We start from the raw sequence: 19,464 nt of genomic DNA, 5'->3' as shown, positions 1-19,464 counted from the left end.
CGAAACGAACGCAAATAGCGCCCTTTCTCGCAGCGGCCGCCTATCTCTGAGGCAAGACATGCACCCCGGCCGGCATCCGGCAAGAGCCAAATGCCGCATGCCGCAATCGTTATTGAACGACGGCCCGCATAGGTCCCGAAAAAGCGGTGAAAACAAACCGATTGGTGTCAGGGCAAAACAACAACCGGCGTTCCGACGCGCACGCGTTCGAAGAGATCGACCACGTCCTGGTTGTACATGCGGATGCAGCCATAGGAGACAAAACCGCCAACCGATTTCGGCCGGTTGGTGCCGTGGATGGCGTATTCACCGCCGGCAAGTGTCATGGCGCGCGGCCCAAGCGGATTGCGCGGTCCTGGCGGGATCAGATCTGGCAGTGAGGGGATGTCGTGTTTGACTTCCTTGGGCGGCGAAAAGGTGGGATCGACCACCTTGCGCGAAATGCGCGTGCGCCCCTCCCATTGTTTGCCGTGCCGACCGACGCCGACGGTGTAGCGCAGGGCCTGCCCCCCACGCATAACGAGATAAAGCCGGCGCTCCTTGGTTTTGACGACGATCGTGCCAGGACGATAAGTGTCCTTGAAAGGCACCGGCTCCCGCGCCTCGGCGACACCCGCAAACGCAACTCCTGCGACGACAACGAGGGCCGTCGCCCACTTCCACACAATCCGCATTCAAAGCCCCCAGAGCCCTGGTTTTGCTTAGATTATGCGGCCGTCATCGGGGACCGGACGAAAAAAGTTCCGGTTTGGTTGAGAATTTAAGAAAATTCGGCACCTGGGGTGCCGGCGCAAGCCGCCAGGACCCCAGATTGCCAAACCAAAAGCCGTTTATCTCAGTTGGCGCGATTCTGCCGATGCTCGACGAGGTCGTCGACCACGGCAGGCTCGGCGAGGGTGGATGTGTCACCAAGATTGGAGAAGTCATCCTCGGCGATTTTTCTAAGGATACGGCGCATGATCTTACCGGACCGCGTTTTCGGAAGGCCGGGCGCGAACTGGATGAGGTCCGGCGAGGCGATCGGTCCGATCTCGGAACGCACCCAGTTCCTGAGCTCCTTCTTCAGCTCCTCGGTCGGCTCTTCGCCCGCCATCAAGGTGACGTAGCAATAGATGCCCTGACCCTTGATGTTGTGCGGGTAACCAACGACGGCAGCCTCCGACACCTTCGGATGGGCAACGAGCGCGGATTCGACTTCCGCCGTGCCCATGCGGTGCCCGGAAACATTGAGCACGTCATCGACGCGGCCGGTGATCCAGTAATCCCCGTCCGCATCGCGCCGGCAACCGTCACCGGTGAAGTAAGTGCCTTTGTAGGTGGCGAAATAAGTCTGCACGAAACGATCGTGATCGCCATAGACCGTGCGCATCTGGCCGGGCCAGGAATCGAGGATGACCAGATTGCCTTCCGTGGCGCCTTCGAGAATGTTTCCCTCGTTGTCGACGACCGCCGGCTGCACCCCGAAGAAAGGCTTCGTCGCCGAACCCGGCTTCTGCGCGATGGCGCCCGGCAGCGGCGTGATCAAAATGCCGCCTGTCTCCGTCTGCCACCAGGTGTCGACAACCGGGCAGCGTTCTTCGCCGACGACACGATAATACCATTCCCAGGCTTCGGGATTGATCGGCTCACCAACGGAGCCGAGGAGCCGCAGGGACTTGCGCGAGGTCTTCGTCACCGCCTCGTCGCCGGCCCCCATCAGAGCACGGATGGCGGTCGGCGCCGTGTAGAAGATATTGACGCCGTGCTTGTCGCAGACTTCCCAGAAGCGTGAGCCCGAAGGGTAGTTCGGCACGCCCTCGAACATGAGCGTCGTAGCACCGTTCGCGAGTGGCCCGTAGACGATATAGGAATGACCCGTCACCCAGCCGACATCGGCCGTGCACCAGTAGATATCGCCGTCGTGATAGTCGAAGACATATTGGTGGGTGATGGAGGTATAGACCATATAGCCGCCGGTCGTGTGCATCACGCCCTTCGGCTTTCCGGTCGAGCCCGACGTATAGAGGATGAAGAGCGGATCTTCGGCGCCCATCTCCTCGGCCGGACAATCGACGTCAACTTTTTCGATCTCCTCATGATACCAGAGATCGCGGCCTTCTTTCATGGTGACGTTGCCGCCGGTGCGCTTGACGACGAGGACGTTGCGGACTGAGGCACCATCCTTCTCGGCCCGCTCGATAGCCTTGTCGGTATTCGCCTTCAGCGGGATCTTGCGGCCCCCGCGCACGCCCTCATCCGCGGTGATGATGAAATCGGAACGGCAGTCCTCGATGCGGTTCGCCAAGGAATCTGGCGAGAAGCCCCCGAACACGACAGAATGGATGGCGCCGATGCGGGCGCAGGCGAGCATCGCATAGGCCGCTTCCGGGATCATCGGCATATAGATCGTGACACGATCGCCCTTCTTCACGCCGTGCGCCTTCATCACATTGGCGAGGCGGCAGACATATTCGTGAAGCTGGCGATAGGTGACGTGCTTGTCATCGGAAGGCTCGTCGCCCTCCCAGATGATGGCAACCTGATCGGCGCGGTCGGCAAGATGGCGGTCGATGCAATTGACCGAGGCGTTGAGCGTGCCGTCCTCGAACCAGTTGATCGACACGTTGTGGTAGTCATAGGAGGTGTTCTTCACCTTGGTGAAGGGCTTGATCCAGTCGATGCGCTGCGCCTGCTCACCCCAGAAACCGTTCGGGTCTTCAACGGACCGGGCGTACATTTCTTGGTACTTGTCCCAATCGATGAAGGCACGCTCGGCCCATTCGGGCGTCACGGAATGTACTTTCGCGTCAGACATGGATGAGCCTCCCCAAGGTTGTGTCGGACCTTACAGCCCGGATTATACCGCGGCATTATGCCGAGGCGGCCGCGGCTGTCCATGCCACGGTCCTCGCACTTTCGTACATAATATCGAGCGCTTCGAAGTCGTGACCAGGGCGGGCCTTCATGCCCCGAAAACGCCGAGACAAAAGCCTTCGGCGACGAGGACAAAAAACCAGCGACCGATCGTCATGAAAGTCTGTCGCGCAGGCTGCCCGGCGAGAACACCGTTGACGCCGGAGGTCGTGGCGACAAAGCCGGCCCAGAGAATGACCGCGGAAACGACGCCGTTGCGGGTGGTCGTCTGACCGGGGCCGAGATGGCCGATCGCGCCGGCGAGCACATAGGCCATAATCAAAATAAGGATGAAGACGAGGATCTGCCGCGGAACCGTGGGGGCGCCCATTGCAAGCGAGCGCCGGACACCGCCGCTAACGCCCTTGGGGGCCGGCAATATACGCAGCCACAGGAGATGGGCGAGGAAGCCGAAAACTGCGGCGAGCGGAATCGCCCAATAATTCATGCTGCCAAAATGCAAGAGCGTACTCCGTGGCCGTCTTTGGTCACCCCGATCTTACGTCCCGAACGCACCGATGATGAAGCCCTGGAGCATGACGACGCCGAGCCAGTGGCCAGAATCGATGAAGGTGAGCGTCCAAGGCATGATCTGGTAGCGGTGATTGACGACGAGCGGCACCAGGATGAATCCCGACCACACGAAGAAGCCGGAGGCGAGGCCGGTTATGATCGACACCTCGCCGATATGACCGATGAGGCCCGCAAGCATCCAGGCCATGAATATCTCGCCGGTGAGAGAGACGAGAAGCGGCGTGCGATCGACGTTTTCATCGCCATCATCGACCTTCACCTGGATGAGGCCGGTCGCGGCAGTAAACGGCTTTGCCAGCACCGCGTAATAAATGGCGCCGAAGCCGAATGCGGCAAACCCGGCCACAATGACGGCAAAATAATTGATTCCGGCAAAAGCCATTCCGTCTCCCCCTCGCAAGGCAGATCGGTACCGCCCCGCAGCCTCAAAAAAGCCTCGCGTCAGCTCTTAACCAGCTTTGACGTCGTCGGCTACCAACCCTCCCAGTCGGCAGATCATTGCGAACTCGTCGTCGCTGACAGGCTGCACCGACAGACGCGAATTTTTGACGAGCACCATCTCGGAGAGGCGTTCGTCGGCCTTGATGGTCTCCAACGAGACGGGCTCCTTCAACGGCGCCACGGCCTTGATGTCGACGCACTCCCATTTCCCGCTCTCGTCCGTGGAATCGGGATGCGCCTCGGCGACGATCTCGACAACCCCGACGACCGCCTTGCCTTCATTGGAATGGTAGAAGAACCCGCGCTCACCGGTTTTCATCTGGCGCATGAAATTGCGCGCCTGATAATTGCGCACGCCATCCCACTCCTGTCCCCTCGCACCTTTTTTGACCTGGTCGTCCCACGACCATTTGTGCGGCTCCGACTTAAACAGCCAATAGGCCATACCCACCCCTTTCAAGGACTTGCAGCGGTCCGTCTTCGTGCCTCAGGCGATCTCTTGCTTCAAGGGCCGGGAGACCAAGGCTGCGATCGCCTCGTCGAGGGAGAGCCTGCCCGAGAGCACCGCCGCGACGGCATTCGTGATCGGCATGTCGATGTCGTGCTCGCGGGCAAGACGCGCGGCGATGGCGGCGGTGAAAGCGCCCTCCGCCAGCGGCTTGCCTGGAGCGGTCAGCTCGGCAACTGATCGACCCTCGGCCAGTGCAATACCAAAACTCGTATTGCGCGATTGCCGGCTCATCGCCGTCAGCATGAGATCCCCGAGACCAGAGAGCCCCATGAAAGTCTCAGGCCGAGCCCCCATTCTCGCGCCGAGACGGCTCATCTCGGCAAGACCGCGGGTGACGAGCGCGGCGCGCGCACTCTCGCCGAGCCGGCGGCCTTCGACGATGCCGGCAGCGATGGCGATGACGTTCTTGAGCGAGCCGCCAAGCTCCGCGCCGATGATGTCGTCGCTCGCATAAGCCCTGAAACTGTCGGAAGAGAGGGTGGCGGCCACCTGCTCCGCGACGGCAATCTCACTCGCTGCCACCGTAACAGCGGTCGGCAGCCCCCTGGCGATCTCCGCGGCATAGCCCGGACCCGACAATGCCCCGATCCGATGGTTCGGCAGCGCCGCCCGCACGATCTCACCCTGCAGCGCACCGGTTTCCTGCTCGATGCCCTTGGCACAGGCGACAACCACGGCGTCGTCCGAAAGCGTTGCGCCGATTCCGGTCAGCAGCGACCGGGTCGCCTGCGACGGCACGACGAGAAGCACGCAATCGGCGTCACCGAGACGCGAGGTGTCGCTGGTGACGTCGATCGTCTCCGGCAGACGCGGACCGGGCAGAAAATCAATGTTTTCACGGCTTGCTGCCAGTCGTGCGGCGGCGGCTTCGTCGATTGTCCAGAGAGTCACCGAAGCCCCGGCGCGGTCTGCAACAAGAGCAAGCGCGGTGCCGAAAGCGCCGGCTCCCGCGACAGCGACTTTGCGAAAAGACGTACCCATTAAACGCGAGCTCCATGACGGCCCGAACCGAGAAGTGGTTCCGCGGCCTGATCGAGGGGCCAACGCGGACGGGCAACGATCTCCTCGACCGCCTCGCCTGCGCTAAGGCGCATGAGCCCAGCCCAGGCAATCATCGCCGCATTGTCGGTGCATAGGTCGGATCTCGGCGCCACGAAGGCGATGCCGGCTTTGTCGGCAAGGTCGGACAGGGCGGAACGGACGGCCCGGTTGGCGGCGACCCCGCCGGCGACAACGAGGGCGTTCCACGGCTGCAGGGTGAGCGCATGGGCTGTGCGCTCGGCGACAATCGCGGCCACGGCCGCCTGGAAGCCGGCACAAAGATCGTCGATATCCGTCTCAGACAGCGGAACCAGTGTCTCCGCCTTGATGCGCAACGCCGTCTTCAGGCCCGAAAAGGAAAAGTCGCAGCCTTTTGTGCCGAGAAGCGGCCGCGGCAAGTTGAAGCGGCCCGGATTTCCTCTGCGAGCACGTTTCTCCACTTCCGGACCGCCCGGATAGCCAAGACCAAGGAGCTTTGCCGTCTTGTCGAAAGCTTCGCCGAGCGCATCGTCGATGGTGGAGCCGAGGCGTCGGTAGCGACCATAGCCTTCGACGGCGACGAGTTGCGTATGTCCGCCGGAAACGAGGAGAAGGAGATAGGGAAAGGCAACATCATCGGTAAGAACCGGGGTGAGCGCATGGCCTTCCAGATGATTGATACCGAGAAGCGGAAGCCCGGCAGCGGCCGCAAGCGCCCGCGCCGTGGTCACGCCGACGAGGAGACAGCCGATGAGGCCCGGCCCGGAGGTCACAGCAATCGCATCGACATCGCAAAGACGTTTGTCCGCATCCGCAAGGGCTGCGGCAATGATGCCGTCGAGGGCTTCCACATGCGCGCGTGCAGCAATTTCCGGCACGACCCCGCCAAAGGCGGAATGCTCCGCGATCTGGCTGAACACCGCATTTGAAAGGATTTTTCCCTTCCCGTCTGGGCCCCGAGTCACGACGGATGCGGCGGTTTCGTCGCAGCTCGTTTCGATGCCGAGGACACTCGATGCGGCGCCTGGGGGGACGCCGGGGAGGACCGGGTCCATTGCACTTATCCCCTTGGCTGATTAGACCCTAGGCGTGTAGCACCGGCTAAGCTGAAGGGGCAAATGGAACGGCTCAGAATTGGGACACGCGGCAGCGGCCTGGCTCTATGGCAGGCGCATGCGACGCGTGACGCGCTGGTCGCGACCGGGATCGACGAAGCCGACATCGAGATCGTCGTCATCAAGACCTCGGGCGACCGTATTCAAAATCGTGCACTGCTGGAAGCAGGTGGCAAAGGCCTCTTCACCAAGGAAATTGAAGAGGCGCTGATCGACAAATCCATCGATATTGCCGTGCATTCCGCCAAGGATATGCCGACGCGCCTCCCGGAAGGGCTGACGCTTGCCGCTTATCTGCCGCGCGCTGACATTCGCGATGCGGTTATTTCGCATCACGGCGGCGGGCTTGAAAATCTGCCCGAAGGTGCCCGCTTCGGCACCGCCTCCTTGCGCCGTGAGGCGCTTTTACGGCGAGCCAGACCCGACCTCGAGATCACACTTCTGCGCGGCAATTTGCCGACCCGCATCCAGAAGGTCGAGGACGGCGAACTCGACGCGACGCTGCTTGCCTATGCCGGCATGTGCCGCCTCGGTGTCGACAGCCATGCAACGGCGCTTCTCGATCCGTTGGAATTCCCGCCGGCTTGCGGTCAGGGCGCAGTCGTCATCGAGTGCCGCGAGGACGATGCAAAGATGCGCGATCTCCTCACCAAGATCGGTCATACCGAGACCGCCTCTGCCGTCACCTGCGAACGCGCTTTCCTCGACACGCTGGACGGCTCCTGCCGCACACCGATCGCCGGCTGGGCACAGGTGGAGGGCGATAAGCTCTCCTTCCGAGGCCTTCTGCTTTCGCCCGACGGCACGGAAGTCCTGGAAGGCTCCGCCGAAGGTTTGGCTGCAGATGCAGAGAAGATCGGTCGCGAGACGGGAGCCGAGGTGCGCGGCCGCGCCTCTGCCGAACTGTTGGCCAAGATCGGGATCGCCTGATGCGCCTCGTCGTCACCCGCCCCGAACCTGATGGTAGCCGCACGGCCCATACGCTGATTGCTCTCGGCCATGAGGTGGTGCGGTCGCCGGCCCTTGCCGTGGTGCCGCTTCAGGCGCCTCTGCCGGAGGACGATTTTCAGGCGGTGCTGGTGACGAGCGCCAATGCAGTGCGGGCTCTTGCCGCCCATGCGGAACTCGCCCGCCTGCAGCATCTGCCATTGCTTGCGGTAGGCGACCGCACGGCCGCCGAAGGACATCATCTCGGCTTCCCAGACGTCCGCAGCGCAGGCGGCGATGTGAACGCGCTTGCCGTGTTGGCTCGCGAAACACTGAAGCCCGAAGACGGCCCGGTTCTCTACCTCGCCGCCAATAGCCGCGCCGGGGCACTCGAGGACAAGCTGGCGACCGCCGGCTTCGAAGTGGTCTTGCGAGAGATCTACCGTTCAGAGCCGGTCAACGAGCTGAAGAGCCGCGCGCGCGACATGCTGGCCTCAGGTGAAGAAGCCGGTATCCTCATCTATTCACAGCAAAGTGCCGCCACCTTCGCGCGCGCTCTGGAAACCGTCGGGCTGACACCGCTCGGAGAGAACATCGTCTGCTTCTGCCTGTCCGACCAGGCCGCCGCGCCGCTCAGACCCATTGCCCGCGGCCCGGTCCTTGTGTCAGATCGCCCCGATCAGGCTTCGCTCTTTGATATGATTGCGCGCTACCGAGGGCCTTCTTGCGACGGATAGGCCGGCAGAATGGGCGAGGCGTTCCACCAACGCCCGCATTAGGGCATAACAATTGAGGAACCGATCGCCGCGATCGGCTTTCAGCTGCAGGAGGGGCAGGTGGCCAGGCAACCTGAGGACAAGCGTATGTCCGCCTCGGGCGACAAGCGTAAACCCGTGACAATCGATCTGAAGGCCGAAGAAGTGAAGCAGAGCTCCGCGGGCGGCCCCGCCGACCCCAAAAAGACCGAAACGCCGAAAATGGCTAGTGACCGCGAGGGACGCCAGGAAGAGCCTGGCAAGACCGGCGCGCCGGCCGGGCCCGTGAAGCCATCGGAAGATGAAAGCGCACATCGCGAGGATGCCGTGAAGACCGGCGCCGCGAGCCGGGGCGCCGACAGCACGAGTGCCAGCAAGACGGACGCAGCGGCCAAGGGCGCCGCCGCCGCGACCGCATCAAGTGCAGCAACCGCGAAGGCCGGCGAGAAACCCTCGACATCGGCCACCGCCGCGGAGAAGGCCACCCCAGACAAAGCTTCTGCGACCTCGAACAAGACATCCGATAAGGAACCGGCCAGGCCTGAGAGCAAGACAACCGCCCCGGGCGCTGTAGGCAAAAACGCTTCCAGCACGAGCGCTGCCGGAACGGCTGGCGCGACCGCAACTGGCACTGCCGCAACTGGTACGGCGACGGGCAAGCCGGGTGCGGTCCCGAGCACGGGCACGAAAGCGGGCGCCGCCGGCAGCGCCGACAAGGGCGCTCCGAAGCCGGGACCCGAAAAATCCGCTTCCGGCAAGACGCCACCCCCGCCCAAGCCGCCGAAGCGCGGAGTGGGATTTGGCGGGCTCCTCCTCGCCGGCATCGTCGGCGGCGGTGTTGCGCTTGGCGGCGCCTGGGCACTGCAGACCTATGGTCCCCAATACGGCGTGACGCTTCCGGGCACCAATGGCGGCGGAGGAACGGGCGCGACAGCGGGAACAGGCAGCTACGATGCGGCAATCTCCCGCCTGCAGGACGAGCAAGCGCAGCTTCAGGAACAACTCGAAGCTCTGCAGAACCGGCCCGCTGTGGCAGAGGGCGGCGAATCGGACGATCTCCGCGCGGAAGTCTCAGAGTTGCAGCGTTCCGTGGCAAACCTCATGGATCAAAACGGCGCTGCGTCGGCGGAACCGACTGCGCTCAATGATCTTCGCAACCGTATCAATTCGCTCGAAGAGCAGATGAGCGCTACAGGAGGCAGCGGCGAAAGCGCGCCCGCCCAGGCTAGCACCGGCGCCAGCGAAGAAGAGCTTCAAGCCCTCTCCGGCCGTCTCGATGAACTTTCTGATCGCCTCGGGGATCTGGAAAACGCCGCACCCGTCGATCTCGGCCCGCTGCAACAGGCGGTGACGACCAACCAGCAGATGCTCACAAAGCTGCAGCAGAGCGTTTCCGGCGCGGCCAACAGCAACGACCTTTCGAAGGTTCGCGATTCGGTCACGGAGGTGCAGAGCGCGCTTCAGGAGACACAGGGCACGACTGAGCAGACGCGAGCCCAGCTCGAGGAGCTTTCCCAGCGTGTTGCAACGCTCGAAGGAAGCATCGAGAACGCCACCGCGATCGCGCCGGCCGTTGCCGCCGAGGCTTTCGCCGACGCGGTGGCAAGCGGCGAACCTTACGAAACCGAACTCAAGGCCGTCGCAGGCTTTGCTGGTGAAGGCGCCGTGACCGAAACGCTCTCGGCGCACGCAGCGGAAGGGCTGCCGACGCGCGAAGCTCTCGCAGCGGAATTTCACACCTATGTTCCGAAGATCCTCCGCGCGGCCGATGCACCCGCCGAGGATGTCGGCGTGATGGACCGGCTCCTTGCCAGCGCGCGCGGCCTCGTCGAGGTGCGGCCCGCAGGGCCGCGTCAGGGTGACGAACCGGATGCCATCGTCTCCCGCATCGAGGCCGATCTCGCTGCCGGCCGCCTCAGTGAGGCTTATGCCGAATGGCAGAGCCTGCCTGAAGATGTGCGCCAGCCCTCCGCCGATTGGGCCGAAAAGCTCAAGGCTCGGGCCGACGCAGACGCGCTCGCGGAAGATCTTCGGGCGAAATCTCTCTCCCGCCTCAACGCCGCCCGCTGAGGACCTGACATGATTCGCTTCCTCATTCTCATCGCCGTCGTCTTCGCCTTCGTGCTGGGTTTCTCCTGGCTGAAGGAGGCTCCCGGCGAAGTGACCCTCACCTTCGCCGACACGGCCTATACGGTCGGGCTTGCCCGCGCCGCCCTCGCGGCTCTCTTGGCGATCGCTGCCGGCTTCATCATCGTCGGCCTGATCGTGCTCATCCTGCGTTTCCCGTGGAAAGCCCGCCAATCCTGGCGCCGCCGCCGCGAACGCCGCCAGCGCGAAGCGCTGTCGACGGGCCTTCTCGCCGTCGCCGCCGGAGATCTGCGCACAGCCGAGCGGGCGTCCCACGACCTGGCGCGCCGCGACAACGAGCCTCTGGCTCTGCTGCTTCGGGCACAAACGGCCCAGCTGCGCGGCGACCACGCCAAAGCGCGTGAAGCCTTTAAGGGCATGCTTGGCCATGAACGGACTCGCATCGTGGGCCTGAGAGGCCTGTTCATCGAAGCAGCCCGCGAAGGGGATCACGACACGGCCCGCGCGTTCGCCGAACAGGCGCGCGAGACCTCGCCTTCGGCCGCCTGGGCCTCGCGCGCCCTGATGCGCTATCAGACGGCGGAAGGCTCCTGGGAAGAGGCTCTGAAGACGCTTTCGCGTTATGCCGAGACCGGAGACATCGATCGCAAGGAAGCGCGCCGTCTGCGCGCCGTCATCCTGACCGCCCAGGCAATCGACTGGGAGGACGGTCAGCCCGACAAAGCCAAGGAAGCAGCGCTCGAGGCCCATGGCCTGCAGCCGGGCCTCGTTCCGGCGGCGGTTCTCGCCGGCCGCCTCTCCTCCCGCCTCGGCGACATTCGTCGCGCGACGCGCGTTCTGGAGACCACGTGGAAGGCCAATCCGCACCCCGACATTGCCGACGCCTACGCCAATGTGCGCCCGGGCGATTCCGCCCGCGACCGCTTCCAGCGTCTCGAAACCCTGATGAAGCTGCGCCCGCAGGAAGATGCCGCACGAATGGTGATGGCACGCGCGGCGATCGGCTCGCGTGACTGGGAGCGCGCCCGCGAGACGCTCCTGCCGATGATCCGCACGCGTCCGACGCAAAACGCGCTTCTGATGATGGCCGAGATCGAGGAAGGCGAGCATGGCGACCGCGGCCGCGCGCGCGAATGGTTGTCGCGCGCCGTGCACGCGCCACGCGATCCGGCCTGGACGGCCGATGGCGTGATCCTCGACGAATGGGCGCCGGTTTCGCCGGTGACCGGCCGCATCGACGCGGTGGAATGGAAGGTGCCGATCGAGGAGCCGGAGAGCCGGCGCACCATCGATATCGACGAGGCGAGCTTCCGTCCGCGCGAGATCAGTCCTCTGCACGACGACGGTCCGACCCCAACACTGACCACAACGCCCGTGCCCACGACATCTGCGGCCAGCGGACCGGCGACGGCACCTGCCACAGCGCCCGCGCAGACAGACAGAGCGACCAAACCCGCCAATGCCGGAAAGCCGGAAGCGACAAAGCCCGTCGCCTCGGTTTCGCCCGCCGCGGCGGCGACAAAGGCCGAGCCGCAGACTGCAACGGCGGCAGGCTCGCCATCGTCACCGACGCAGTCTCCGCAGACACAGCAGCCCAAGACAGCCGCCATCATTGGCGGAGCCGGCGCAGCAGCCGGTGTGGGAGCCATCCAGCCGCCGAAGCCGAGGGACTCTTCTCCCGCAGCATCCAACAAGCCGGCGGCGACGGGTACGCCAGAGACCCCAAAGGGCTCCGCGACAACCGATGCCGCAAAACCGAAGGAGAGCGGGGCGGGCTCACAGGCCACGACATCCTTTGCCGCGCCAGTCGCGTCCGACAGCAAGTCTGTCGAAAGCACAGCCGGCAGCTCAGCAGAAGCAAAACCGACGGATGAAAAGCCGTCGATCGCCTCGCCTGCGGCGAGCCCGACACCAGCAACTCCGACACCAGCAACTCCGACGCCGGCCACTCCCACCCCGGCCACTCCCACACCGGCCACTCCCACACCGGCCAGTCCGACTCCAGCCACGCAGACGCCTGCCACATCGGCGAATGCGGCTCCCAGGCGGCCTGACCCCTTGGCCGAGGGGAAGGGCGAACCACCCAAAGCACCGCCCGTCCCGGTCGATGCGCCAAAGGATGCCCATTCTGACGACGAGGATGCTTCGCCCCGCGCCAATGGCAGCCAGGGCAATAGGCCGCGCCTCCCGGACGACCCGGGGCCAGAGAAAAAGAAACCCGATGAAGAGGCCGGACGCAGCCGCTTCAGGCTTTTCTGAGACTTTCGCCATGGCAAATGCCCATGGCAAACGGGTGTCTTCCCCGCTTGCCCGCGCGCCGACATTTCGCTAAGAGGTGGCGCGCTAAGGGGCACTGCCCCTCAAAGCCCGGTGTCGATCGACGACATCTTGTCGCCGAGCCAAGGCTCGGCCGGGCCGCATTAGCTCAGTTGGTAGAGCACCTCATTCGTAATGAGGGGGTCGCTGGTTCGAGTCCGGCATGCGGCACCATCGCCTCCCTTTCTCCAACCCGGGAGGCAGCCATGAAAGCCCAGTTAAGTGCAGCGTCGACAGCTACGTCAGTCGCGTGACGGACGAGACGACGAAGGCTGCGCGGGCCACCTCTTTTGCAGCGTCGGAAAAGCAGAGCCAGTCGGCTTACTCTCGTGAGAATTTTCCGAAGCAGATCGGGCACCGCGGCTATGATTTCTGGCTGAAGCCGGGTGGTGAGCGTCTCAACCTCGCCCCGATGATTCGCACCAGTGCCGCCGCCTATTTCTCTGAGCGCCGCATCACCTGGCATCTTGCGGCCGACCATGCGCTTTCATCGCAGGCGTGCTGTCTCAACTTCCTGATGCCTCTCGCCGAGCGACCCGAAATCCTCTCACGGCTCGTCTCGCAGGCGCTCGACATTCCCCCACCTCGCATGCTCCCGATCGAAGCCGGGCCGGAAGGACGTCCCTGGTATGTGGCTTTCGAATGGATCGGCGGCGACTATCTCAACGAAAGCCGCTCAGTGGCGAAAGGAACTGGCAACGGGGGACGCACCCGCGGCGCCAATTGCACCAGCGCCGATGCCTGCCTCGCCTTCCAGCATCAGGGCCGGCGCGAGACGCTGCTGATCGAGTGGAAATACACTGAAAGATACGGCGCACCGCTCGCTCCGGCAGGCCATGAGGTCCGCATCTCACGTTATGGGAATCTCACCTTCGCTCCAGATGGTCCGATCCGCTCAGATCTCGGGCTCTCGCTGGCCGATTTCTTCTACGAGCCGTTTTATCAGCTCCTGCGCCAGCAGATGCTCGCCTTTCAAATGCAGAAAGCGCACGAAGAAGGCGCGGAGCGGGTCCGCATCCTGCATATCGCCCCGTCCGCCAATCTGGCTCTGCGCAAAGTGACATCGCCAGCGCTCAGGCCATTCGGCCGGGACGCCTTTGCCGTCTTCAGCGGCCTTCTCGAAACGCCGGGCGACTTCGTCAGTTGCTCGACCGAGGCGCTCTTCCGGCCGCTGATCGACGAGCTCGGCCCGGATGATCCGTGGGCGTCCTATCTCGATGAGCGCTACCGCTTTCTGACTGCCGACAGCGAAGCCACCTCTGCCTAGATCGGCCCTCCTAGAGGACCAACACTCCCAGGCTACGGCCGCGTGCGTTCGATCGCCTCTTCGAGCCGCGCGCGGGCGCTCGCCGACAGACGCTCCACGTCGATGAGCCGGGCCAGCACCAGCGGCGGATCATCCTCGTCGAGCAGCGCCAGATTGGCCTCCACCACGTCGCTCAATTCCGCGATCGCGATCTCGCCGACGGCGCGCCGATGCGCAGGCCCTGCCGGCGGCCGGTAGGCGACGCGGCTCGCAACCGTTCCCTTCTTCCACAGGAAGTCGCCGGACGATTCTTCCGTACGATCGACCTCGCGCAGATGTTTGGCGATCTGGTCGCGAATGCGCCGGCCAGTCCGCTGCCAGCCATGAGCGCGGGCGATGCGCTGCGCCAGGATATCTTCCCGCACCGGCGCTTCGGCCGCGATCACAGCCTCGACCATATCGTGCAGCGTCTGCCGGTAGGAAAAGTCGAAGAACTTGTCCGGATCCGCGTGAAAGCGCGAAAGGTCGGCGATACGGAAGCGGCCGTCAGCGGCCTGTACGGATTCCGAGGGTTGCTTGTCGACCGCGTCTGGATCCGGTTGTGTTTGCGCCATGGGGAACCTCTCCGTTGTGATCGATCTGCGCCCCGCCTGGGCGCAATCTGCATAGAGGGGATAAGGTCCTCAAGAGGCAGGAGCGCGACCGACGATGTCGCGCGACGACCCGTCTCGACAAAGGCCGGCTTGCGATCATCGCCCACGCATCCCATAGCTGAACCAATCCACTCTTTGCCTGCGACGAGGATTCCTTGGCATCCTTCACTTTCCTGCACGCCGCCGATCTGCATCTGGGTAGCCCGCTGCAAGGCCTGAGCGTCAAGGATCCAGACATCGCCGCACGCTTTGCACAGGCGATCCGACGCGCATTCCAAAACCTTGTGGCCCAGGCGATCGAACGCAAAGTCGCCTTCCTCGTCATTGCCGGCGATATCTATGATGGCGAATGGCCGGACAACAATGTCGGCCTCTTCTTCAACCGCGAGGTCGCGCGTCTCGACCGCGCCGGCATCCCGGTCTTTCTCCTCAAAGGCAATCACGACGCTGACAGTGTGGTGACGAAGAGCATCGCGCTTCCAGGCTCGGTGCATGCCTTCGACACCGCGAAGCCGGAGAGCTTCCGCATCGACACTCTCAAAGTGGCTCTGCACGGCCAGGGGTTCCGTGAACGTGCGGAGCGCAACAATCTCGCGCTCGCCTACCCACCGCCCGTCCCCGGTTATTTCAACGTTGGCGTCCTGCACACGGCGCTGACGGGACGCCCGCCGCATGCGAGCTATGCCCCCTGTTCGGCCGAGGAGCTCGCCGCGCGCGGCTATGATTACTGGGCACTCGGCCATGTCCACGATTTCGAGATCGTGGAAGAGGATCCGCCGATCGTCTTCCCCGGCAATCTTCAGGCCCGCTCCATCCGCGAGACCGGCGAGAAAGGCGCCGTCCTCGTCACCGTCGAGGACGGGCATGTGACAAACAAAGAGCGACTTCTGGTCGACGAGGCCCGTTTTGCCGAGGCAACACTCGATATTGCCGGCATCGAGACCATGCCGCAGCTTCTGACAGCGGTGGAAGAACGCATCGCCACCCATGCCGAGGCCGCAAAAGACCGGCTCCTGGCCCTGCGTCTCCGCCTCACCGGCCCGTCGCCGCTGCGGCGGCGATTGGTCGCCGATCGCGCCAATCTCGTCGATGACGTGCAGGCCGCCTGCCATCGCTGCCATCCCGACATCTGGCTGGAAAAGCTCGATCTGCGCGTGAGCGAGCCGGCAACGCCGGCACAAGCGGTCAGCCCTGATCAGAAGCTCGATATCGAACCGTTGCTTCAAACGCTCGTGCACGATCCGGAGATCGCCGAGCAGGCCGAGGCGATCATCGCCGAAATCACCGCCAAGCTGCCGGGCGGGCTTGGCGCGGAGAAGACACCGCTCGGTGCAGATACCACCGCTCTTCTCGCCGAAGCCGCAGATCTTCTGCGCGTCCGTCTCGCAACCTGGGAGGATGCCGATGCGCTTTGAGCGCCTCACGCTGCTACGCTACGGCGCATTTTCCGAGCGGCAGATCAGCTTCCGCGACGGAGCGAAGCTGCATCTCGTCTATGGGCGCAACGAAGCCGGCAAATCCTCCGCGCTTGCCGCGATCTCCGACCTCCTTTTCGGCTTTCCAGAACGGACCAACGGCTTTGAATTCCTGCACGGGACGAAAGCACTCCGTGTGGCCGCGAGCCTCCGGGCGGGGGACGGAACGAGCCTCACATTTCGGCGAAAGCGCGGACGCAAGCTCACGCTGCTCTCCGACGACGACAGCGAAACGCCGTTGCGTGACGACGCGCTTCTGCCCTTCACCGGCGGTCTGTCGCGCGATGTCTTCGAGCGGGCATTCGGTCTTGATTCAACGCGGCTGCGTGCCGGAGCCGATGCCATGCTCGCCGCCGAAGGTGAACTCGGCAGTCTTCTGTTTGCTGCCGCGTCGGGGCTTTTGCATCTGCGGGCCACCAAAACGAGGCTGGAGGAAGACGCCACGCGCATCTTCGCGCCACGCGCCTCCAAAGACCGCCTCTTCTACCAGATCCGCGAGCGCCATGAAGATGCACGCAAGGAGGAACGCGCGAGCCAGCTGCGCGCCGGCGACTGGCGCGACCTCAACCGCGCAATCGACGAACTGCAGGAGGAATATGAAGGTCTGGCAGCGCGGCGCGCCAAATTGCGCCAGAGTCTGCACGCGCTGCAGCGCTTGCGACAAATCGAGCCGACGGTGGCCGAGCTCGACCGCGAGAGAGAACGGCTCGGACATTTTGCCGATCTGAGCGCCTATCCGCCGGGCGCCGCCGACCGGATCGAGGTGCAATTGCACGAGGCCGCTCGCGCCGAAGAGGCACTCACCGCAGTTCAGGAGCGGGTCAAATCCGCCGAGGCGGCGCTCGCCGCGATCACGGTGGACGATGCTCTCCTCGGCAAGGCGGAAGCGATTGGTGCGCTTTACGGCAATTCCGGCGCCTATGCGTCGAGCCTGCGCGATCTCCCCCGCATCGCGGCCGAGCGCGACGATTACACCGCCCAGATGGCGGAGCTCGCCGGCCGGCTCGGCATCGCCGCCACGGATCTCGAACGCCTGCAGCCGACCGACGCCGCCCTTGCCGCGCTGGAGACCGCGGTCGGTGAAGGACGTGCGCTCGCAGGCGACGAGGAGACGCTCGGCAAACGCCTGTCGGAGGAGCGCGAGGGGCTCGCCGCGCTTGCCCGCAAGGCACCGTCCACACCGCTCATCGACCCGAAACCCTTCGAAGACCGACTTCTGGCGCTTCGCCCGGATCTCAAGACGCTGGAGCGGCACGACGAGCTCGAACACGCCGAGGCCGCGCAGCGCCGCCGGCTGACCGAGGAGGCGGCCGCCCTCACGCCGCCTGTGACGGATCTCGATCGCCTTGCCGCAGCGCCGCTGCCCTCCGCCGGAACGCTCGCAAACCATCGCGACCGGCTGAAGGCGCGCAGCGAAGAGCTGCGGGAGATCGAGACAGCGCTGCGACGCAACACCGAAGCGCAGGCCGAACTTGAAGCGGCAGGCAGGACGAGCGGCGATCGCGCACCGCCGGACGCAGAGGCGATCACCGAGGCGCGCGCCCTACGCAATCAGGCTTTCGCGCGGTTTCGCGGCCCGCTCCTCGGCGAGGCGCCGCCCCTCGCTGAGGACGACGCCGCGCATGCCCTCGCCACATTCGACGTCCTGACGCGCGAGGCCGACCGGCTGGCCGACGAGGCCCTGGCCGGGGCGGAATCGCTGGCGCGCCGCGCTCTTGAAGAGGCAGAATATCAGACGCTGCGCCAGGAGGCCGAGTCCTTAGAGGACAACGCGGAGACGGCCCGCGCAGCGCTCGCCAGCGCAGAAGCGGACTATCGGGCGCTCTTTGAGGAATGCGGCGTCGTCCCGGGCACGCCGGACGCCATGATCTCGTGGCGAAGCGAGGTCGCGAGGCTTCTGGAAGAGCGCCGCGCCCAGCTCGAAAGGGATGCCAATCTCGCCGCCCTGCAACGGCTGTCGGAGGAGATCGCGCCGGCGCTCACGTCACTTGCCGATGGCATCGGGCTCAAGGGCGCAGAAGAGCTCACACAGCCGGCGCTCTTGCGCGCCATCGAGGAGCGCTTGCGCGCGCTTGCCGCCGCCTGGGGCGAGAGCCGCGCGCTCGCCGGGCGGCGCGAGGACGCCGAGGCACGCATTGCGCGGCTTGAGGAAGAGACGGCGAGACTCAGCGAGACGAAGCGGCTCTGGCAGGAACGCTTCACCGCTGCCTCGGCCGTGATCGGGCTGTTGCCGAAGACGACGATCGCAGAGGCCGCCGCCAATATCCGTCTGTGGGAGCGCTTGCCCGATTTGCGACGCGAGCGCGATGCCCGCGAGCGTCGGGTTGCCGGGATGCGCCGCGACATTGCCGATTTCGAGACGAGGGTGGGAGCCGTCGTCGCGGAGGTTAAGACAGAGCTCGCGGGACTTCCAGCCGGCCATGCCATCAAGCTTCTCGAGGAACGGGTCCAGGAAGCCCGCACCGACGCAGCGCAACGGCGCGCAGCCCAGACGGCGCTCGCCGACGCAAAGGCGGCCCGTATCGCGAGTGAAGAGAGTTGCGAGCGCGCCCGCAAGGCGCTCGAAGAAGCGCTCACCGCCACCCCGGAGGCCGATCCGAGCGAGCTGATCGCGCGGCTGCGGGAACGCGATCGGCTGGCGGCAGATCTTGCCCGCTGCCGGGAGCGCCTTGCAGAGATATCGGACGGTGCAGGCGAAGACGCCGTGCGCACCGAACTCGCCGCCTTCGATCGCAGTCGCGCCGAGATCGACATGGAAACGCTGAGGCGGGACGAAGAGCAACTCGACCAGGAGATGGCTGAGCTCTATGCCCGTCTCGCAGAAAAGCGTGGCGAGCGCGAACGCCTGGAACGCGCGCCCGGCTCGGAGGCCGCGGCCTTCGCAAAACAGGCTGCGGAGGTCGAAATCGTCGAGGCCGCGCGCCAATGGGCGGTCTTGAAACTCTCAGCGGCGCTTCTCACGGCCGCGATGGAGCACCACCGGGCAAAAGAGAGCGATCCGATGATGGAGCGCGCCGGCACCCTCTTCTCCATGCTGACCGCCGGCGCATTTGCAACACTTGCGCAGGAGCTCAACGAGGCAGACGAGCCGGAACTCAAAGCGGTGCGGAAGAGCGGCGAGCAGATCGCCATTTCGGGTCTGAGCGACGGGACGCGCGACCAGCTCTATCTCGCGCTTCGCCTCGCCTTTCTGGAGGATTACTGCCGCCACAACGAGCCGGCGCCCTTCATCGGCGACGATCTCTTCCAGACCTTCGACGATGAGCGCACAGCGGCCGGCATCAAAACGCTTGCAGCTTCGAGCACACACTTCCAGCCGATCCTCTTCACGCATCACAGAAGCGTGGTGGCAACAGCCGAGCAGGCTCTGGGACAAGACCTCGATCTGATCGAGATTTAGGCCGGGTCACACCCAAACGTTGGCGCGCCTTAACAAGCCGTCACTGGCAACGGCACGCCTCTTGCACTAGCTTCAGTGCCAAAGGGATCCA

At 64.6% G+C, this 19,464-nt stretch carries 15 protein-coding genes and 1 tRNA gene; 8 read left to right on the top strand and 8 right to left on the bottom strand.

Features of this window, described 5'->3' with window-relative positions:
- Positions 1-167: 167 nt before the first annotated feature.
- The 7 genes from ACK8CP_RS15985 to tsaD all read right to left on the bottom strand — a co-directional run bounded on the left by ACK8CP_RS15985 (position 168) and on the right by tsaD (position 6,453).
- On the bottom strand, positions 168-674 hold the full coding sequence (locus ACK8CP_RS15985) for a L,D-transpeptidase (protein WP_234630144.1): 507 nt from the start codon (positions 672-674) through the stop codon (positions 168-170).
- Positions 675-835: 161 nt separating this feature from the next.
- The gene (gene acs / locus ACK8CP_RS15980) at positions 836-2,794 is read right to left on the bottom strand and encodes an acetate--CoA ligase (RefSeq protein ID WP_414832479.1); all 1,959 of its coding nucleotides are present in this window, start codon (positions 2,792-2,794) and stop codon (positions 836-838) included.
- Positions 2,795-2,941: 147 nt separating this feature from the next.
- A complete protein-coding gene (locus tag ACK8CP_RS15975) occupies positions 2,942-3,355 on the bottom strand; it encodes a DUF1761 domain-containing protein (RefSeq protein ID WP_414832478.1) in 414 nt (137 codons plus the stop codon).
- Between the two features lie 36 nt (positions 3,356-3,391).
- Positions 3,392-3,808, bottom strand: a complete 417-nt coding sequence (locus ACK8CP_RS15970; RefSeq protein WP_234630141.1) for a DUF1761 domain-containing protein — start codon at positions 3,806-3,808, stop codon at positions 3,392-3,394.
- Positions 3,809-3,874: 66 nt separating this feature from the next.
- Positions 3,875-4,312, bottom strand: a complete 438-nt coding sequence (locus ACK8CP_RS15965) for an EVE domain-containing protein (RefSeq protein ID WP_234630140.1) — start codon at positions 4,310-4,312, stop codon at positions 3,875-3,877.
- Positions 4,313-4,354: 42 nt separating this feature from the next.
- A complete protein-coding gene (locus ACK8CP_RS15960; RefSeq protein ID WP_414832477.1) occupies positions 4,355-5,359 on the bottom strand; it encodes an NAD(P)H-dependent glycerol-3-phosphate dehydrogenase in 1,005 nt (334 codons plus the stop codon).
- Entirely contained in the window at positions 5,359-6,453 is a 1,095-nt protein-coding gene (tsaD, locus tag ACK8CP_RS15955) for a tRNA (adenosine(37)-N6)-threonylcarbamoyltransferase complex transferase subunit TsaD (protein WP_414832476.1), read from the bottom strand. Before tsaD ends, ACK8CP_RS15960 begins: the two co-directional genes overlap by 1 nt.
- Positions 6,454-6,516: 63 nt before the next feature.
- Here tsaD and hemC point away from each other — a divergent pair, with 63 nt between their 5' ends.
- The 6 genes from hemC (at position 6,517) to ACK8CP_RS15925 (ending at position 13,866) form a co-directional block, all read left to right on the top strand.
- Complete coding sequence (gene hemC / locus ACK8CP_RS15950; RefSeq protein ID WP_234630137.1) at positions 6,517-7,443, top strand: hydroxymethylbilane synthase; 927 nt, start codon at positions 6,517-6,519, stop codon at positions 7,441-7,443.
- Complete coding sequence (locus tag ACK8CP_RS15945) at positions 7,443-8,177, top strand: uroporphyrinogen-III synthase (protein ID WP_414832475.1); 735 nt, start codon at positions 7,443-7,445, stop codon at positions 8,175-8,177. The genes hemC and ACK8CP_RS15945 overlap by 1 nt, the downstream gene beginning before the upstream one ends.
- Positions 8,178-8,276: 99 nt before the next feature.
- Positions 8,277-10,265, top strand: a complete 1,989-nt coding sequence (locus ACK8CP_RS15940) for a hypothetical protein (protein ID WP_414832474.1) — start codon at positions 8,277-8,279, stop codon at positions 10,263-10,265.
- A gap of 9 nt (positions 10,266-10,274) precedes the next feature.
- Positions 10,275-12,542, top strand: a complete 2,268-nt coding sequence (locus ACK8CP_RS15935; RefSeq protein WP_414832473.1) for a heme biosynthesis HemY N-terminal domain-containing protein — start codon at positions 10,275-10,277, stop codon at positions 12,540-12,542.
- A 155-nt stretch (positions 12,543-12,697) separates the two neighbouring features.
- Positions 12,698-12,773: transfer RNA gene (locus ACK8CP_RS15930), tRNA-Thr, on the top strand.
- The gene (locus ACK8CP_RS15925; RefSeq protein ID WP_414832472.1) at positions 12,763-13,866 is read left to right on the top strand and encodes a PGN_0703 family putative restriction endonuclease; all 1,104 of its coding nucleotides are present in this window, start codon (positions 12,763-12,765) and stop codon (positions 13,864-13,866) included. The genes ACK8CP_RS15930 and ACK8CP_RS15925 overlap by 11 nt, the downstream gene beginning before the upstream one ends.
- Positions 13,867-13,898: 32 nt before the next feature.
- On the opposite strand, the gene ACK8CP_RS15920 is transcribed toward ACK8CP_RS15925, so the two are convergent.
- A complete protein-coding gene (locus ACK8CP_RS15920; protein ID WP_414832471.1) occupies positions 13,899-14,459 on the bottom strand; it encodes a DUF3320 domain-containing protein in 561 nt (186 codons plus the stop codon).
- 194 nt (positions 14,460-14,653) lie between these two features.
- On the opposite strand from ACK8CP_RS15920, the gene ACK8CP_RS15915 reads away from it, so the two are divergent.
- Both ACK8CP_RS15915 and ACK8CP_RS15910 read left to right on the top strand, forming a co-directional pair.
- Positions 14,654-15,913 (top strand): metallophosphoesterase family protein, encoded by a 1,260-nt coding sequence (locus tag ACK8CP_RS15915; RefSeq protein ID WP_414832470.1) that lies wholly within the window; start codon positions 14,654-14,656, stop codon positions 15,911-15,913.
- A complete protein-coding gene (locus ACK8CP_RS15910) occupies positions 15,903-19,373 on the top strand; it encodes an AAA family ATPase (RefSeq protein WP_414832469.1) in 3,471 nt (1,156 codons plus the stop codon). The genes ACK8CP_RS15915 and ACK8CP_RS15910 overlap by 11 nt, the downstream gene beginning before the upstream one ends.
- Positions 19,374-19,464 lie beyond the last annotated feature (91 nt).

This window comes from Afifella sp. YEN Y35, assembly GCF_047553465.1.
Classification (GTDB): domain Bacteria; phylum Pseudomonadota; class Alphaproteobacteria; order Rhizobiales; family Afifellaceae; genus Afifella; species Afifella aestuarii.
The sequence above is the reverse complement of the archived record's forward strand: the minus strand, read 5'-3'. Positions and strand labels throughout refer to the sequence as shown.

Coding starts and splice junctions, on each gene's coding strand:
- ACK8CP_RS15925 (WP_414832472.1), top strand. CDS start 12,763: ATGCGGCACCATCGCCTCCCTTTCTCCAACCCGGGAGGCAGCCATGAA.
- ACK8CP_RS15920 (WP_414832471.1), bottom strand. CDS start 14,459: ATGGCGCAAACACAACCGGATCCAGACGCGGTCGACAAGCAACCCTCG.
- ACK8CP_RS15970 (WP_234630141.1), bottom strand. CDS start 3,808: ATGGCTTTTGCCGGAATCAATTATTTTGCCGTCATTGTGGCCGGGTTT.
- acs (WP_414832479.1), bottom strand. CDS start 2,794: ATGTCTGACGCGAAAGTACATTCCGTGACGCCCGAATGGGCCGAGCGT.
- ACK8CP_RS15935 (WP_414832473.1), top strand. CDS start 10,275: ATGATTCGCTTCCTCATTCTCATCGCCGTCGTCTTCGCCTTCGTGCTG.
- ACK8CP_RS15965 (WP_234630140.1), bottom strand. CDS start 4,312: ATGGCCTATTGGCTGTTTAAGTCGGAGCCGCACAAATGGTCGTGGGAC.
- ACK8CP_RS15960 (WP_414832477.1), bottom strand. CDS start 5,359: ATGGGTACGTCTTTTCGCAAAGTCGCTGTCGCGGGAGCCGGCGCTTTC.
- tsaD (WP_414832476.1), bottom strand. CDS start 6,453: ATGGACCCGGTCCTCCCCGGCGTCCCCCCAGGCGCCGCATCGAGTGTC.
- ACK8CP_RS15945 (WP_414832475.1), top strand. CDS start 7,443: ATGCGCCTCGTCGTCACCCGCCCCGAACCTGATGGTAGCCGCACGGCC.
- hemC (WP_234630137.1), top strand. CDS start 6,517: ATGGAACGGCTCAGAATTGGGACACGCGGCAGCGGCCTGGCTCTATGG.
- ACK8CP_RS15985 (WP_234630144.1), bottom strand. CDS start 674: ATGCGGATTGTGTGGAAGTGGGCGACGGCCCTCGTTGTCGTCGCAGGA.
- ACK8CP_RS15910 (WP_414832469.1), top strand. CDS start 15,903: ATGCGCTTTGAGCGCCTCACGCTGCTACGCTACGGCGCATTTTCCGAG.